The 15,637-nt window shown below is 72.0% G+C and carries 12 protein-coding genes; all 12 read left to right on the forward strand.

Features of this window, described 5'->3' with window-relative positions; all coding sequences use genetic code 11:
• The first annotated feature begins 113 nt into the window (after positions 1-113).
• The gene (gene yczE / locus IEZ20_RS31445; protein WP_189304959.1) at positions 114-764 is read left to right on the forward strand and encodes a membrane protein YczE; all 651 of its coding nucleotides are present in this window, start codon (positions 114-116) and stop codon (positions 762-764) included.
• 241 nt (positions 765-1,005) lie between these two features.
• A complete protein-coding gene (locus IEZ20_RS31450) occupies positions 1,006-1,785 on the forward strand; it encodes an SDR family oxidoreductase (protein ID WP_189304961.1) in 780 nt (259 codons plus the stop codon).
• An 82-nt stretch (positions 1,786-1,867) separates the two neighbouring features.
• On the forward strand, positions 1,868-2,905 hold the full coding sequence (locus IEZ20_RS31455; RefSeq protein ID WP_189304963.1) for an SGNH/GDSL hydrolase family protein: 1,038 nt from the start codon (positions 1,868-1,870) through the stop codon (positions 2,903-2,905).
• Between the two features lie 165 nt (positions 2,906-3,070).
• The gene (locus IEZ20_RS31460; protein ID WP_189304965.1) at positions 3,071-5,218 is read left to right on the forward strand and encodes an iron-containing redox enzyme family protein; all 2,148 of its coding nucleotides are present in this window, start codon (positions 3,071-3,073) and stop codon (positions 5,216-5,218) included.
• Between the two features lie 120 nt (positions 5,219-5,338).
• Complete coding sequence (locus tag IEZ20_RS31465; RefSeq protein WP_189304967.1) at positions 5,339-7,177, forward strand: carbamoyltransferase family protein; 1,839 nt, start codon at positions 5,339-5,341, stop codon at positions 7,175-7,177.
• A 68-nt stretch (positions 7,178-7,245) separates the two neighbouring features.
• Positions 7,246-7,395, forward strand: coding sequence for a hypothetical protein (locus IEZ20_RS31470; RefSeq protein ID WP_189304969.1), 150 nt, complete (start codon positions 7,246-7,248; stop codon positions 7,393-7,395).
• Positions 7,396-7,439: 44 nt separating this feature from the next.
• On the forward strand, positions 7,440-8,393 hold the full coding sequence (locus tag IEZ20_RS31475) for a TauD/TfdA family dioxygenase (RefSeq protein ID WP_189304971.1): 954 nt from the start codon (positions 7,440-7,442) through the stop codon (positions 8,391-8,393).
• Between the two features lie 38 nt (positions 8,394-8,431).
• A complete protein-coding gene (locus IEZ20_RS31480; protein ID WP_189304973.1) occupies positions 8,432-9,685 on the forward strand; it encodes an ATP-grasp domain-containing protein in 1,254 nt (417 codons plus the stop codon).
• Between the two features lie 165 nt (positions 9,686-9,850).
• Positions 9,851-10,141, forward strand: coding sequence for a hypothetical protein (locus tag IEZ20_RS31485; protein ID WP_189304975.1), 291 nt, complete (start codon positions 9,851-9,853; stop codon positions 10,139-10,141).
• A complete protein-coding gene (locus IEZ20_RS31490) occupies positions 10,138-11,400 on the forward strand; it encodes an ATP-grasp domain-containing protein (protein ID WP_189304977.1) in 1,263 nt (420 codons plus the stop codon). The genes IEZ20_RS31485 and IEZ20_RS31490 overlap by 4 nt, the downstream gene beginning before the upstream one ends.
• The gene (carA, locus tag IEZ20_RS31495) at positions 11,397-12,527 is read left to right on the forward strand and encodes a glutamine-hydrolyzing carbamoyl-phosphate synthase small subunit (RefSeq protein ID WP_189304987.1); all 1,131 of its coding nucleotides are present in this window, start codon (positions 11,397-11,399) and stop codon (positions 12,525-12,527) included. The genes IEZ20_RS31490 and carA overlap by 4 nt, the downstream gene beginning before the upstream one ends.
• Positions 12,520-15,637 (forward strand): carbamoyl-phosphate synthase large subunit (gene carB / locus IEZ20_RS31500; protein WP_189304989.1); only part of this gene is annotated, 3,118 nt, incomplete at its 3' end. The genes carA and carB, both read left to right, overlap by 8 nt.

Raw genomic sequence — 15,637 nt, forward strand, 5'->3', positions numbered from 1 at the left:
GCAATGACCTTACAGAATCGCCCCGGTGGCAGGGAATGCCGTGGAACCGGAGGGCGGACATGGGACACGCGAGCACAGCACTCGTCTCTCGGGGGCGTGGTGAGGCGGGGAGCGTGCGCACCGTGCCGCCCCTCACCTACCTGCCCCTGACCGAGCGTCCGGCCCGTCGGCTGGCCCAGCTCCTCGCCGGGCTGGCGCTGTACGGGCTGAGCATGTCCGTGCTGGTCCGGGCGGCCCTGGGCGTCAACCCGTGGAGCGTGCTGTACGAGGGCCTGCAACGCCACACGTCGCTGAGCTTCGGCACCCTCAGCGCCCTGGTGGGCGTCCTGGTCCTGCTGACCTGGATCCCGCTGCGGCAGAAGCCGACCCTGGGCACGTTCGCCAACGTCGTGGTGCTCGCGTGCGCCTCGGACCTGGGCCTCTTCCTCATCCCGGCGGACCTGGGCCTGCCGGGCCGGATCTGCCTGCTGGCGGCGGGCATCCTGCTCAACGGGTTCTCCGTCGCCGTCTATGTCGGCGCGCGCCTCGGCCCCGGCCCCCGGGACGGTCTGATGACGGGCGCCTCCTCGCTGACCGGGGGTTCCATCCGGAGGGTCCGCACCCTGCTGGAGGCCGCCGTGCTCGCCGCGGGCTGGCTCCTCGGCGGCACCGTCGGTGTGGGCACCCTGCTGTACGCCCTGCTGGTCGGACCGGTCACGCAGTTCTTCCTGCCCTGGTTCGCCTACCGGGGTACGGGGGAACCCGCACCGGTACGGCAGGACTGAGGAGCGCTCCCCCCCAGGAGCCGCCACGCTCCCCCGGGAGCCACCGCGCTCCGCCCCCTCCGACGGCCCGGGTCCCGCACCCGGGCCGTTCTTTTGTCCGCCCTGCAGGTTCCCGCATTGCCGGTTCCCGAACAATGAGCGGGGTTCAACAGGCGTCGCCGAGCGGCAAAGCTTTCACCGCACGAGGAAAACGACCGAGGGCGGTCTCCGGAAAAAGCCGGGGAATCCTCGGCCGCATCGAATGCGGGACGAGAGAAAGGCGGTGGCGCCGGTGGCCGGAAAGGCCGTGGTGACCGGGGCGAGCAGCGGAATAGGCGCGGCGACCGCGCGGCGGCTGGCGAAGGACGGTTTCGAGGTGGTGGCCGTCGCGCGGCGCACGGAGCGGCTGCGGCGACTCGCCGAGGAGACCGGTGCCCGACCGTACGCGCTGGACGTGACCGACGACGAGGCCGTACGCCGCTTCGCCGCCGGACTCGACTCCTGCGACGTCCTGGTGAACAACGCGGGCGGCGCCCTGGGCGCGGAGTCCGTGGCCGACGCGGACCCGGCGGACTGGGAGCGGATGTACTCCGTGAACGTGCTGGGCACCCTGCGCGTGACCCAGGCCCTGCTGCCGCTGCTGCGCGCCGGCCGGGGCGGCACCGTCGTCACCGTGACCTCCACCGCGGCCTTCACCGCGTACGAGGGGGGCGGCGGCTACTGCGCGGCCAAGTACGCCGAGCGCGCGCTCAGCGAGACGCTCCGGCTGGAGCTGTGCGGCGAGCCCGTCCGGGTGATCGAGGTGGCGCCCGGGATGGTCAGGACCGAGGAGTTCGCCCTCAACCGGATGCGCGGCGACGCCGAGCGGGCCGCGGCGGTCTACGAGAACGTGGACCACCCGCTCACCGCGGACGACGTCGCCGAGTGCGTCGCGCTGGCGGTCGGGCTGCCCCAGCACGTCAACGTGGACCGCCTCGTGGTCCGCCCGCTGGCCCAGGCGGCCCAGCACAAGCTGCACCGGGGCCCCCTGCTGCGCCCCTGAACCCCCTTCCGCCTTCATTCACTCTCGTCCGCCTCATCCGCCTCATCCGCCTCATCCGCGAAAGCCGAGGAGTGCCCCGAACGTGAAGCTCCACCGTGACGAACTGACCCCGCAGATGCAGGAGTACACGCGGTTCGACGACCGCGGCGAGGCCCGCTACCTGCCCTACCTGATGTACTTCCACCGCGCCGACTACCGCTCCCCCGTCATCAACACCGACCGGGCGGGCTTCCGGATCTCGCACGGCCCGAACGGGGAGACGGCCTCCGCGGCCGGACACGTGCCGGCCGGGCCGGTGCGGCTGATCTCCGGCAGCTCCACCGTGCTCGGCATCGGCGCGACCAGCGACGCCACCACGCTCGCCTCGCAGCTGTGGCGCAAGCACGCGCCGTCCGCGCCGTGGCTCAACTTCGGCGGCCGCTGCTACAACTCCACGCAGGAACTGCTGCTGTTCACCCTCTACCGCCATCTGCTGCCCGAGATCGAGGAGATCGTCGTCTTCTCCGGGCTCAACGACCTCACCGTCGGCAGGCTGCCCGAGTGGCAGCAGGGCGACCACGGCGCGTTCTGGTTCTGCGGCGAGTACTTCGACGCGATGGAGGAGCTGCGCGAGAACAACCGCAAGGCCTCCGGCGGCAAGCTCCTCGGCCGCCGCGCCGAGCGCCGGCGCACCATCTCCACCCATGACGACGTCCGCCGCGACATCCCCGCCGTCATCGACTCCGCCGCCGAGCTGACCCTGCGCCACCTGGACAGCTGGCGCCGGCTGGCCGGACCGTCGGCCCGGCTGACGTACGTGCTGCAGCCGATGGCGCTGTGGATGCGGGACCGGCACGCGCCGCAGGAGCAGCTGCTCTTCGACGAGATCGACCGCATCTCCAAGCTGGGCACCTGGGAGGCCCTGTACGGCGACATCTCCCGCAGGGAGGTCGCCCGCGCCTTCTCCGACAAGCTCCAGGCCGGCTGCGAGAAGCTCGGGATCCGCTACGTCGACCTCAACCCGGTCATCGCCGAGGCGGTCACCGAGCGGGACTGGGTCTACGTGGACCGGGCGCACTACACCGACCACGGCTACGACCTGGTGGCCCGCATTCTCGCCGAGACCCTCGGCCTTTCCTGACTCCTCTTTTTCCGCGAAAGAAGGCGATTCCCCGTGTCTTTGCTGCGCAAGCTCGCAGACCTTTTGTTCCGGCGCAAGAAGCGCGCCAACCGCAAGAACGACGCGTCGATCTACCCGATGTTCTGAGCGAATTCCCCGGCAGACAGGTCTTTCGAAAGGAGAAGGATGTACGACGACATCGGCCCCGCCCGGGCCGTGTACGCGTACGCCGCCGACCCCGAGGCCTCGGTGCCGGACGGCGGATTCGTCGAGGAGGCCCGCGCCGCGCTGGGCCGTCCGGCGGTCACGGACGGTCCGCTCGACGACCTCGTGGTGCGGGCCGCCGACTGGGCGGCGGCCGAGGGCAAGCGGTTCACGGGTCTGCTCGACGCCGGGCACCAGGAGGGCCGGCCCGCCGGCCACGAGGAGGTGCTGGTACGCCGGGCCGTGCTCGGCTGCGCCCCGCTCGCCCTCGTCTCCGGTGCCTGGCTGCAGTGGCTGAGCGCCCCGGGCGACTTCGAGGTCCCGGTGGTGCTGCGGATCCTCGCGCTGTACGCCGACGACGTGGGCGCCGGGCATCCGCACGCCTCCCGCGGCAGCGCCTTCCTGGAACTGCTGCGCCGGCTGCGGCTCGCCGAACACGCGGTCCCGGCGGTCCGGCTCACCGGCGACCAGCGGGTACCCGAGTCCGCGTTCGTGCTGCCCGGCCTGCTGCTGGCGATGAGCAGGCGGCCGGACGAGTTCCGCGGCGAGCTGCTCGGCGCCGACCTGTGCCTGCGCACGGTCGGCCTGCTGCCCGCGCTGACGATGGTCAGACGGGCCCGGCCGGCCGAGTGCGACTGGGACGCGGTGGATCCGTCGGCGCCGCGGCAGGCGGAGGCGGAGCGGCCCGACCGGCAGTGCCGGGCCCTGGTCGACGAGCTGGTCGCGGAGGAGGGCGACCGGGCCGCCGAGGCGGTGCGGCGGGGCTTCGCCGGGACGCTGGGCGCGCTCGTCGAGTGGTCCGAGGCGCTGTACGCCGAGCTGGTCGCGGCCGGTGACCCCGCCTTCGACATGGCGGAGCTGATGCGGCAGCGCTCCCGCGAGGGCGCCGTCTACCACCACCAGTTCCAGCTGGAGGGCAAGCCCCTCGCCCGCTGGCTCGCCGAGTGCCGTACCGACGCGGGTCCGCTGCTGGACGCCCTGGCCCGCAGCAAGCTCGTCAAGCCCGGGCGGTCCTCCGCCAGTGCGCTGGTGAAGGGGCTGGTCGGCGAACGCGGGCCGATGTTCCGGGTGTTCTCACCGGAGGACCTGAACGTCATCCGGCGGTGGATCGACTCCCTGCCGGCGACTCCCCCGCAGGAGGAGCCCGCCGGGAGCCGGACCGCCGCACCGGTCGCGCCGGCCGCCCCCGTGAAGGTGGCCGCCGCCCTCCGCGCCGGCCACCGCGCCCCGGGCCGCGCGCCGTCCTCCGTACGCGAGGCCTACCACCTGCTGATGCGCCGCGCCGACACCCCGGAGCTGCGCTCCTGGGCGAAGAGCTACGTCGCCGGCTGGCTGGCCAGGTCGGCGCACGGCATGGACGACCGGACGATGCCGCTGCCGGCGCGCTGGGGCCGGGAGGGGCTGCGCCCCTGGCTGCAGGAGCGCCACGACCGGCACGGGGCGGAGTTCGAGCAGAACGCGGAGGTCCCGCTGCCCTCGCGGGAGGCCGTGGTGGACGACACCGTGCAGACTGCGCCGCTGACCCTGATCGACGGCAGCTGGCTGCAGGGGTTCACCGACTACGAGCAGGCGTCCTCGGAGATCGGGCACTCGCTGTTCGAGACGTACTGGGACGAACTCGGCAATGGCGAGCCCCGGTTGAACCATCCGCTCATCTACCGGGACGTGCTCAAGGAGATGGGCGTCGACCTGCCGCCCACCGCCTCGCCGGAGTTCGCCCGCTGGCACGGCTTCCGGGACGAGTCCTTCGAACTGCCGGTGTACTGGCTGTGCGTCGGCAGGTTCCCCAGGACGTTCCTGCCGGAGGTGCTGGGGCTCAACCTGGCGATGGAGCTGTCGGGGGTCGGCGGCACCTACCGCAGGGCCCGGCTGGCGCTGAAGGCGTACGGCTTCAGCACGCGCTTCGTCGACATCCACAACACCATCGACAACGTCGCCACCGGTCACTCCGCGTGGGCCGCGGACGCGGTGGACACCCTGATGGCCGCCCTGCCCGACACCCCTGGTCCCGGCGGCCGTGCGGAGACCTGGCAGCGGGTGCGGACGGGGTACCGCTCGCTGAACCCGCCGAGCGGCGTGGGCGCCCGGCTGGCCGCCCGCCGCGGACGGCTCGCGGGCCGGCGGGGATGAGGCCCGCGCCGCCCCCTGCGTCCCGTACCCGTACCGCCCGAGACCCCGGGCCGCCCCCGAGGCCCCGCGCCCGATCGCAAGCAACCCATCCCGCCCCCGATTCCGTGGAGGAACACAGCGGTGTCTGACCTGATCCTGGGAGTGTCGGCCTTCTACCACGACAGCGCCGCGGCGCTGATCGCCGACGGCGTGCCGGTCGCGGCCGCTCAAGAGGAACGTTTCAGCAGGCGTCGGCACGACCCCTCCTTCCCCGCGGCGGCCGTCCGCTACTGCCTCGACGAGGCGGGCGTGACGCTGGACGACGTGTCCGCCGTCGCCTACTACGAGGACCCCCGGCTGAAGTTCCGCCGGGTGCTGGCCACCTTCCTCGGCGCCGCCCCGACCGGCTTCGCCTCCTTCCGCGACACCCTGCCGTCCTGGCTCGGCGCCGGCGGCAAGCTGCGCACCGCCGACCGGGTGCGCGACGAACTGGAGGGCCTGGGCCTGGGCCGGGTGCCGGAGCTGTCCGTGCGCCGGCACCACGAGTCGCACGCCGTGTCGGCCTTCTTCCCTAGCCCCTACGAGTCCGCGGCCGTCCTGTGCATCGACGGCGTCGGCGAATGGGCCACCACCACCCTGTGGCACGGTCGCGGCACCGAGGTGACCCCGCTCGCGGAACTGCGGTTCCCGCACTCGCTGGGCCTGCTGTACTCGGCGTTCACCTACTTCTGCGGCTTCAAGGTCGACTCCGGCGAGTACAAGCTGATGGGCCTCGCCCCCTACGGCAAGCCCCGCTACGCCGACCTCATCCGCGAGCACCTCATCGACATCAAGCCCGACGGCTCCTTCCGCCTGGACATGCGGTACTTCGAGTACCTGCGCGGCCAGGTGATGACCGGCCGGGGCTTCGAGAAGCTCTTCGGCGGCCCCCGGCGGCCCCCGGAAGGCCAGCTCACCGAGCGCGAGTTCGACCTCGCGTCCTCGGTGCAGGCGGTCACCGAGGAGGTCGTCCTGCGGCTGGCGCGGACCGCTCGGGAACGCACCGGCGAGTCCAAGCTGTGCCTGGCGGGCGGTGTCGCCCTCAACTGCGTCGCCAACGGGAAGATCATCGACGCGGGGATCTTCGACGAGGTGTGGATCCAGCCGGCCGCCGGTGACGCCGGCGGTGCGCTCGGCGCGGCCCAGGCCGTCGCCATGGAGCGCGGGGTGCGCCGCGACCACCCCGCCACCGGGCGCGACGCGATGAGCGGCTCGCTCCTCGGCCCCGGCTACGACGACGAGGAGATCGCCGCCTACCTGGAGTCCCACGGCATCCCCCACCAGCGGCTGGACCCGGAGACGCTGGCCAAGGAGGTCGCCGAGGGGCTGGCCGAGGGCAAGATCGTCGGCTGGTTCCAGGACCGCATGGAGTTCGGGCCGCGCGCCCTGGGCGCCCGCTCGATCATCGGCGACCCGCGCAACCCGGACATGCAGTCCACCATGAACCTCAAGATCAAGTTCCGTGAGTCGTTCCGCCCGTTCGCGCCCGCGGTGCTGGCCCCCGACGCCACCGAGTACTTCGACCTGCCGCAGGAGAGCCCGTACATGCTCGTGGTCTCCCAGGTCGCGGCGGCCCAGCGGCTCGACGCCGACAGCGCCGGCGCCAACGGCCTGGACCTGCTGAAGGTGCACCGCTCGACCATCCCCGCCGTCACCCACGTCGACCACTCGGCCCGGGTGCAGACGGTCACCGAGCACAGCAACCCCGCCTACCACCGGCTGCTGACCGCCTTCAAGGCCCGCACCGGCTGCCCGGTGCTGGTCAACACCTCCTTCAACGTGCGCGGCGAGCCCATCGTGAACACCCCGCACGACGCCTACACCTGCTTCATGCGGACCAACATCGACATGCTCGCGCTCGGCAACTTCCTGCTGGAGAAGAGCGCCCAGCCCGCCTGGTCGGAGGAACACGACTGGCGCGCCGAGATCCCGCTCGACTGACGCACCGCCGCTCACGACGCCCACGAACCCCGGCGCCCCCGCGGGGGCGCCGGGAGAACGGACCGCCCATGCGCACCTTCCTGCTCTTCCTCCTCTACTGCCTGGTCGTGACGCCCGCCGGTCTGGTGAGCCGGGTCGTCAAGGACCCCATGGCCCGCCGCCGGCCCGCCGGCACCCAGACCTACTGGACCACGCCGACCCCGGCACCGGCTCGCTGAACGGCGAGCGGCCAGGTGTGCGCACGACCGATGGGAGACCCACGATGACCAGCTTGCTCCAGTTCGCCCGGCACCACATCGACGACAGTGTCCGGGACCTGCTGGACAAGGAGATTTCGGAACGCGTCTCGGAGACCCGGCTGGACTCCGACCTCGACGACGCCATCCTCGCCGGCATCGGCGCCTACGCCCTCAGCCGCCACCTCCCCGGTGACGTGCTGCAGAGCATCCAGGTGTTCACCGCCGCCGCGCGGCACGCCCTGGTGCTGTCCAACCTGCCGACGCAGAACTTCCCCGACACCCCGGTGAGCGGCTTCGGCAACGAGCCGGAACTGGCCGTCACCAACGCCATCCACCTGGGGCTGATCCGCCTGATCGGCTGCACGCCGTTCGCCGTCGCCTACGAGAACGACGGCCACCTCATCCGCAACGTCGTCCCCAACCCGGCGGCCTGCGGCACCACCAGCTCCTGGGGGGCCGACTCGGAGTTCTTCTGGCACTCCGACAACCCCCACCAGCCGTTCGGCCGGCCGGGCTCCGACCCGCGCCTGTACACCCCGCCGTACCTGACGTTCTACGCGGTGCGCAACGAGGAGCAGGTGCCCACCGAGATCGCCGCGCTCGACGACGTGATGGTCCGCCTGGACCCCGAGACCCGGCAGATCCTGCAGACGCCCGAGTTCGAGGTCGGCGCGCCCGCCTCCAACGACGGCGGGGCCACCAGCCCGCTGCGCGAGGCCGCGGTCATCGAGCCCGACGGCAACGGCCGCCACCGCGTCCGCTACGACCGCGGCACCACCAGCGGTATCACCGACCGCGCCCGGACCGCCCTGGAGAGCTGGTCGGACACCCTGACCACGATCCCGGCCGCCGAACTCGTCCTGGACACGGGCGACTTCCTGATCTTCGACAACCACCGGGTGCTGCACCGCCGCAAGGCGTTCACCCCGCGCCCCGACGCCACGGCCCGCTGGCTGCGCCGCTGCTACGCCGCCTGAGCCCGGCCGCTTCCGTCCACCCGCACGAAGGGAATCCCATGAACACCTACCGCGTGGCCGTCATCGGCGGCCGCCCGGCCCCGATCGCCGGCGCCAAGCAGCTCGGCATCGATGTCGTCCTCGTCCACGAGGAGGGCGCGTACGACCCGGCCATCGCCGAGCACTGCGAGCGCATCGTGCACGCCCCGATCGCCGACGGGCAGGCCATCCTCGACGTGCTGAAGCCCCTGCACGACGAGCGGCCCTTCGACCGGGTGCTCACCACCACCGAGCCGGCCGCCGAGTCCACCGGGTTCGTCGTGGACTCGCTCGGGCTGACCGGCGTCACGGAGGCCACCGCGCGCGCCCTCAAGGACAAGGCGCTCACCCGGGAACTGCTCGACAAGCACGGTCTGAGCCCGGTCCGCTACCGGATGGTGGAGAGCGCCGCCGACATAGCGGAGTTCCGCGCCGAGGTCGGCGAGCGGATCATCGTCAAGCCGGTCGACGGCGTGGCCAGCCTGCACATCCACCCCGTGGACGGCCCGGAGGACGCCGAGCGGGCCTGGCAGGCGCTGCGTGAGGCGGGCATCACCGGCATCATCGCCGAGGAGTACCTCGACGGCCCCGTCGTGAGCGTCGACTCCTTCTCCTACGAGGGCCGCCACCTGCCCATCGGCTACTCCGAGTACCGCATGAACGAGCGGTACGTCGAGTGGGAGGTCAGCACCCCGAGCCGGTACGCCAAGCCGTGGCTCGCCGAACTGCGCGAGCTGACGCCGAAGCTGCTGGACGCGGTGGGCCTCACCGAGGGCCCCTCGCACAGCGAGTTCGTGCTGACCGAGAAGGGCCCCCGGGTCCTGGAATCGCACGCCCGGCTGGCCGGCAGCGGCGCCCCCGAGCTGGTCCGGCGCGCCTTCGGCCTCGACCTGAACCGGATGTTCCTCACCGTGCCGCTCGGCATCGACGAGCTGCCCGCCACCTCGCCCGAGCCGCTGGGCGGCGCGGCCGTACGGTTCTTCACGCCCGAGCCCGGCACGGTCACCGCCGTCGAGGTCGCCGAGGACGCCGCCGACGAGGTGCGCACGATCCCCCAGGGCGAGGTCCAGTACGTCTTCCTGCCCTACCTGGACGAGTTCCGGGACACCGAGGTGGCCGCGGTGATCGGCAAGAGCGCCGGCGAGACCGTGCCGCCGCTGCTCACCGTCGCCGACTGCGTCTCCGGGTACGCCATCGCGTCCGGCCGGGACGCGGACGACGCCGTCGCCAAGACCGAGGCCGTCAACGCGAAGATCCGCTTCGAGACGCGCTGAGCACGCCGTCCGCCGCACCGGACCGCTTCTCCGGCCGGGCGGCCGGGCCCCGCATCCGCCGGCGCCCGGCCGTCCGGCCCGCCTCGTGCACGCCCAGGCACCGCCTGGCCGTGACGTCCCGCGAGGCCCGGCCCGCACCGACCGACCACTGGGAGGGAACCGCCTGTGAACCCCATCGCCTCGACCGTCCCGACGGGCAGCTCCGTATCGGACCCCGTCACCCAGCTGCACTCCGCCCGGCGGCTCGTCCAGGAGCGGTACACCGACGAGCAGCCGCTGATCCGGGCCGCTCTGCACCTGATCGACTGCGCCACCGACATCGTGGCCGGTCTGCCCGAGCCCGACCTCGACGTCTGCCGCGACGCCCTCGGCTCCGCACGCGCCGCCGTGGTCTCGGCGACCTACGCCGTGGGCCGCGTCCGCGACCTCGCGGCGACCGGAACGGAGCACGCATGAACCGCCACGTCGTCATCCTGCACCGCTGGCGGGACCGCCACGCCCGCTACGAGGACTACCTGGACCACCGCACCCACCACGTCAGCTACGTCACCACCGCGCTGGCCCGGGACTCCGTGCCCGCCGAGGCCGCGGCCGTCGTGGTGGTCCCCGCCACCGACGACACGGAGGCGGTGTGGCGCGCGGTCACCGACCTGCGCGCCCGCTTCGGCCCGCCGGCCCGGCTGGTCGCCCTCAACGAGGGCGACCTCGACACCGCCGCCGCCGTCCGCGAGCGCCTCGGCTGCGCCGGCCAGACACCGGCCGAACTCGCCCGCTACCGCGACAAGCTGACGATGAACCGGATCGTCGCCGAGGCCGGCGTCCCGACGCCCCGCTTCGCCGACGCCCCCGACGCAGAGGCCGTACGCGCCTTCACCGACCGCCACGGCCTTCCCGTCGTGGTCAAGCCGCGCCGCGGCACCGCCAGCCGGGGCGTGCTGCGTCTCGCCTCGGCGGCCGACCTGACCCAGCTGGCCGCGCTGCCGCCCGAGCCGCGCCTGGTGCAGGAGTACTGCCCCGACGACATCGTCCACATCGACGGCCTGTGGACGGGCGACCGCCTGGGCCCCTGGCGTGCCTCCCGCTACGTCAACACCTGCGTCGACTTCACCCAGGGCCAGGCGCTCGGCTCCGTCGAGATCGACGACCCCGGGCTGCTCGCCGCACTGGGCGAGTTCACGGCCAGGGTCGCGGGCGCGCTCAGCAACGAGGCGTGGGTGTTCCACCTGGAGGCCTTCGTCGGCACCGGACCCGCCGGCCGCCCGGCGATCAGCTTCCTGGAGGCGGGCTACCGGGTCGGCGGCGCAGAGATCCCGTTCGTCTGGCGCGAGGTGCACGGCATCGACCTGATGCGGGCCGCCGCCGACATCCAGCTCGGCCGGTCCCCCGACCTGCCCGTCCCCGAGCGCTGGCGCACCGGCGGCTGGCTGCTCGTACCGTCCCCCGTCCCGGCCCCCTGCCGGGTGATCAGCCACGAACTGCCCGCCCCGCAGGACCCCGCCGAGGCACCGTACGCCGCCGTCGTCCCCGCCGTCGGCCAGGTCATCCCGCGGGTCGGCGGCTACGAACACGTCGGCGCCCGCTTCCGCTTCCGCGGCGACTCCAGCGGCGAGGTGGAGAAGGCGGTCCTGCGCACCGCGGCCCAGTTCCGCCTGGAGTGCGCGCCCCAGCCCGAGCACACCGGCGGCGGCCGCCCGGCATGCGGCCTCGACCGATGAGCGCCGGCGGCCCCGCCACGGCCGTACTCGTCCTGGAGGACGGCCGCGTCTTCCGGGGACGGACGTACGGAGCGGTGGGCGAGACCTTCGGCGAAGCGGTGTTCTCCACCGGCATGACCGGGTACCAGGAGACGCTGACCGACCCGTCGTACGACCGTCAGATCGTCGTCGCGACCGCCCCGCAGATCGGCAACACCGGCTGGAACGACGAGGACGACGAGTCGGGCCGCATCTGGGTCTCCGGCTACGTCGTCCGCGACCCCGCGCGCGTGCCGTCGAACTGGCGGGCCAGGCGCTCGCTGGACGACGAGCTGGAGCGGCAGGGCGTGGTCGGCATCTCCGGCATCGACACCCGCGCCCTCACCCGCCACCTGCGCGAGCGCGGCTCGATGCGCGCCGGCATCTTCTCCGGCGAGGCGATCGCCGCCGAGGCCGAGCTGGTGGAGCGGGTGCGGGCCCAGCCGCACATGAAGGGCGCCAACCTGTGCGAGGAGGTGGCGACCAAGGAGGCGTACGTCGTCCCGGCGATCGGTGAGAAGCGGTTCACGGTCGCCGCGATCGACCTCGGCATCAAGGGCATGACCCCGCACCGCATGGCCGAGCGCGGCATCGAGGTGCACGTCCTGCCCGCGACGGCGACCGTGGAGGACGTGTACGCCGTCGCCCCGGACGGTGTCTTCTTCTCCAACGGCCCGGGCGACCCCGAGACGGCCGACCACCCGGTGTCGGTGATGCGGGCCGTCCTGGAGCGCGGCACCCCGTTGTTCGGCATCTGCTTCGGCCAGCAGATCCTCGGCCGTGCGCTGGGCTTCGGCACCTACAAGCTGAAGTACGGCCACCGGGGCATCAACCAGCCGGTCCAGGACCGTACGACCGGCAAGGTCGAGGTCACCGCGCACAACCACGGCTTCGCCGTGGACGCCCCGCTCGACGGGATCTCGGAGACTCCCTTCGGCCGGGTCGAGGTGTCCCACGTCTGCCTCAACGACGGTGTGGTGGAGGGCCTGCGGCTGCTCGACCGCCCCGCGTTCTCCGTCCAGTACCACCCCGAAGCGGCAGCCGGCCCGCACGACGCCGCCTACCTCTTCGACCGCTTCGCATCCTTGATGGAGCCGGCCCATGGCTAAACGCACCGACCTGAAATCCGTCCTGGTCATCGGCTCCGGCCCGATCGTCATCGGCCAGGCCGCCGAGTTCGACTACTCCGGCACCCAGGCCTGCCGGGTCCTGAAGGCCGAGGGCCTGCGGGTCGTGCTGGTGAACTCCAACCCGGCGACGATCATGACCGACCCGGAGATCGCCGACGCCACCTATGTCGAGCCGATCACCCCCGAGTTCGTCGAGAAGATCATCGCCAAGGAGCGCCCCGACGCCCTCCTGCCCACCCTGGGCGGCCAGACGGCCCTCAACACCGCGATCGCTCTCCATGACAGTGGGGTCCTCGCGCAGTACGGCGTGGAGCTGATCGGCGCCAAGCCCGAGGCGATCCACAAGGGTGAGGACCGCGACCTGTTCAAGGTGGTCGTGGAGGAGGTCCGCAAGAAGATCGGGCACGGCGAGTCCGCCCGCTCGGTCATCTGCCACTCCATGGACGACGTCCTCCAGGGTGTGGAGACACTGGGGGGTTACCCGGTCGTGGTCCGGCCGTCGTTCACGATGGGCGGCGCGGGGTCGGGTTTCGCGCACGACGAGGAGGAGTTGCGCCGGATCGCCGGCCAGGGTCTGACGCTCTCCCCGACGACGGAGGTGCTCCTGGAGGAGTCCATCCTGGGGTGGAAGGAGTACGAGCTGGAGCTGATGCGGGACAAGCACGACAACGTCGTGGTCGTCTGCTCCATCGAGAACTTCGACCCGATGGGCGTGCACACCGGTGACTCGATCACGGTGGCGCCGGCGATGACGCTGACCGACCGTGAGTACCAGATCCTCCGCGACGTCGGTATCGCCGTCATCCGTGAGGTCGGTGTGGACACGGGCGGCTGCAACATCCAGTTCGCGGTGAACCCGGAGGACGGCCGGGTGATCGTCATCGAGATGAACCCGCGGGTGTCGCGTTCCTCGGCGCTGGCCTCGAAGGCGACGGGTTTCCCGATCGCCAAGATCGCGGCCAAGCTGGCCGTGGGGTACACGCTGGACGAGATCCCGAACGACATCACGCAGGAGACCCCGGCCTCCTTCGAGCCCACGCTGGACTACGTGGTGGTCAAGGCGCCGCGGTTCGCGTTCGAGAAGTTCCCGCAGGCCGACTCCACGCTGACCACGACGATGAAGTCGGTGGGTGAGGCGATGGCGATCGGCCGGAACTTCCCGGAGGCGTTCCAGAAGGCGCTGCGGTCGCTGGAGAAGAAGGGCAGCCAGTTCACCTTCACCGGCGACCCCGGTGACAAGGACACGCTGCTGCGCGAGGCGGTACGCCCCACGGACGGCCGGATCAACACGGTGATGCAGGCGATCCGGGCGGGGGCGACGGCGGAGGAGGTCTTCGCGTACACGAAGATCGACCCGTGGTTCGTCGACCAGCTGTTCCTGATCAAGGAGATCGCGGACGGGCTGGCCCAGGCCCCCGAGCTGACCGGTGAGCTGCTGGCGGAGGCGAAGCGGCACGGTTTCTCCGACCAGCAGATCGCCGAGATCCGCGGTCTGCGGGAGGACGTCGTGCGGGAGGTCCGGCACGCGCTCGGTGTCCGTCCGGTCTACAAGACGGTCGACACCTGCGCGGCGGAGTTCGCGGCGAAGACGCCGTACTTCTACTCCTCCTACGACGAGGAGAACGAGGTCGCCCGGCGTGAGAAGCCCGCGGTGATCATCCTGGGCTCGGGTCCGAACCGGATCGGGCAGGGTATCGAGTTCGACTACTCCTGTGTCCATGCCTCCTTCGCGCTGTCGGAGGCCGGGTATGAGACGGTGATGGTCAACTGCAACCCGGAGACCGTCTCCACCGACTACGACACCTCCGACCGCCTCTACTTCGAGCCGCTGACGCTGGAGGACGTGCTGGAGATCGTCCACGCCGAGCAGCAGGCCGGGCCCGTCGCGGGTGTGATCGTGCAGCTGGGCGGGCAGACGCCGCTGGGTCTGTCGCAGGCGCTGAAGGACAACGGTGTGCCGATCGTGGGTACCTCGCCGGAGGCGATCCACGCGGCCGAGGACCGCGGCGCGTTCGGCCGGGTGCTGGCGGAGGCGGGCCTGCCCGCTCCCAAGCACGGCACCGCGACCACGTTCGCTGAGGCCAAGGCGATCGCGGACGAGATCGGCTACCCGGTCCTGGTCCGCCCCTCCTACGTGCTGGGCGGGCGGGGCATGGAGATCGTCTACGACGAGACCCGCCTGGCCTCCTACATCGCGGAGTCGACCGAGATCAGCCCGACCCGGCCGGTCCTGGTGGACCGGTTCCTGGACGACGCGATCGAGATCGACGTCGACGCGCTCTACGACGGCGAGGAGCTCTACCTCGGCGGTGTGATGGAGCACATCGAGGAGGCCGGTATCCACTCCGGCGACTCCGCCTGCGCCCTGCCCCCGATCACCCTGGGCGGCTTCGACATCAAGCGGCTGCGGGCCTCCACCGAGGCCATCGCGCGCGGTGTCGGCGTGCGCGGCCTGATCAACATCCAGTTCGCGATGGCCGGTGACATCCTCTACGTCCTGGAGGCCAACCCGCGCGCCTCCCGCACCGTGCCCTTCACCTCCAAGGCGACCGCGGTGCCCCTCGCGAAGGCCGCCGCCCGGATCTCCCTGGGCGCGACCATCGCCGAACTGCGCGCCGAAGGCCTGCTGCCCCGCCAGGGCGACGGCGGCGAACTGCCGCTGGACGCACCGATCTCCGTCAAGGAAGCCGTGCTGCCATGGTCCCGCTTCCGGGATCCGGCCGGCCGCGGTGTGGATACGGTCCTGGGTCCGGAGATGCGCTCGACGGGTGAGGTCATGGGCATCGACTCGGTCTTCGGCACCGCGTACGCGAAGTCGCAGGCGGGTGCCTACGGGCCGCTGCCCACCAAGGGACGGGCGTTCATCTCGGTCGCCAACCGGGACAAGCGGTCGATGATCTTCCCGGCCCGCGAGCTGGTCGCGCACGGCTTCGAGCTGCTCGCCACCTCCGGCACCGCAGAGGTCCTCAAGCGCAACGGCATCAACGCCACCGTGGTGCGCAAGCAGTCCGAGGGCACCGGCCCGAACGGTGAGAAGACCATCGTCCAGCTCATCCACGACGGCGAGGTCGACCTCATCGTCAACACCC

Origin of the sequence: Streptomyces cinerochromogenes (assembly GCF_014648635.1) — a bacterium.
Classification (GTDB): Bacteria; Actinomycetota; Actinomycetes; order Streptomycetales; family Streptomycetaceae; genus Streptomyces; species Streptomyces cinerochromogenes.

What these genes read in the sequence shown, in the direction of transcription:
- IEZ20_RS31450 (WP_189304961.1), top strand. Translation starts at nt 1,006, where the DNA reads ATGCGGGACGAGAGAAAGGCGGTGGCGCCGGTGGCCGGAAAGGCCGTG.
- IEZ20_RS31490 (WP_189304977.1), top strand. Translation starts at nt 10,138, where the DNA reads ATGAACCGCCACGTCGTCATCCTGCACCGCTGGCGGGACCGCCACGCC.
- IEZ20_RS31470 (WP_189304969.1), top strand. Translation starts at nt 7,246, where the DNA reads ATGCGCACCTTCCTGCTCTTCCTCCTCTACTGCCTGGTCGTGACGCCC.
- IEZ20_RS31460 (WP_189304965.1), top strand. Translation starts at nt 3,071, where the DNA reads ATGTACGACGACATCGGCCCCGCCCGGGCCGTGTACGCGTACGCCGCC.
- IEZ20_RS31475 (WP_189304971.1), top strand. Translation starts at nt 7,440, where the DNA reads ATGACCAGCTTGCTCCAGTTCGCCCGGCACCACATCGACGACAGTGTC.
- carA (WP_189304987.1), top strand. Translation starts at nt 11,397, where the DNA reads ATGAGCGCCGGCGGCCCCGCCACGGCCGTACTCGTCCTGGAGGACGGC.
- IEZ20_RS31480 (WP_189304973.1), top strand. Translation starts at nt 8,432, where the DNA reads ATGAACACCTACCGCGTGGCCGTCATCGGCGGCCGCCCGGCCCCGATC.